The following is a 489-nucleotide window of genomic DNA, read 5'->3' as shown; positions in this document are numbered from 1 at the left end:
ATGTATCACAGTGTCATCGGCCTTACGTCACCTGAAGCTGCCAACCTTGCTGCCCTAATGGCGCTCTCAGAAGCGGACGCCCGGAAGATTTGGAAGGTAGGCTATTGGGACCGCGCCTATTGCGACCGGCTCCCTATCGGCCTGGATTACGCGGTATTCGACATCGCTATCAACTCGGGGCCACCGGTCGCCATCAAGCTCCTACAGCAGGCCCTCGGCCTCAACCCGGACGGCGTGTTCGGCCCAAAGACAGCCAGCGCAGTCGCCCGCTGCAACGTGCCCGCCACCATTGCTCGGATGGGTTCGGCGCGTATGCAATTCATGGTGAAGCTGAAGAACTGGAAGCCGAACGCCACCGGTTGGGCGCTGCGAGTTGCCGCCGTCACGTCGGACGCGATTGCGCTGGCCTGAGGAGATTCCCGCGTGGTATTCTGGGCCACAAGGAAAGAAACTCTAATGGACGACGTTAAAGGTATTTTGCAGAGCAAG

The 489-nt window shown here is 59.7% G+C and carries 1 protein-coding gene; it reads left to right on the top strand.

From position 1 onward, the window contains the following. A partial coding sequence (locus EN852_RS35030) for a glycosyl hydrolase 108 family protein (protein WP_281407825.1) occupies nt 1–411 on the top strand: 411 nt, incomplete at its 5' end. Nucleotides 412–489 lie beyond the last annotated feature (78 nt).

Source organism: Mesorhizobium sp. M2E.F.Ca.ET.209.01.1.1, assembly GCF_004010375.2.
GTDB lineage: Bacteria > Pseudomonadota > Alphaproteobacteria > Rhizobiales > Rhizobiaceae > Mesorhizobium.
Note: the sequence above shows the minus strand (reverse complement) of the source record. Positions and strands in the feature narration are given on the sequence as shown.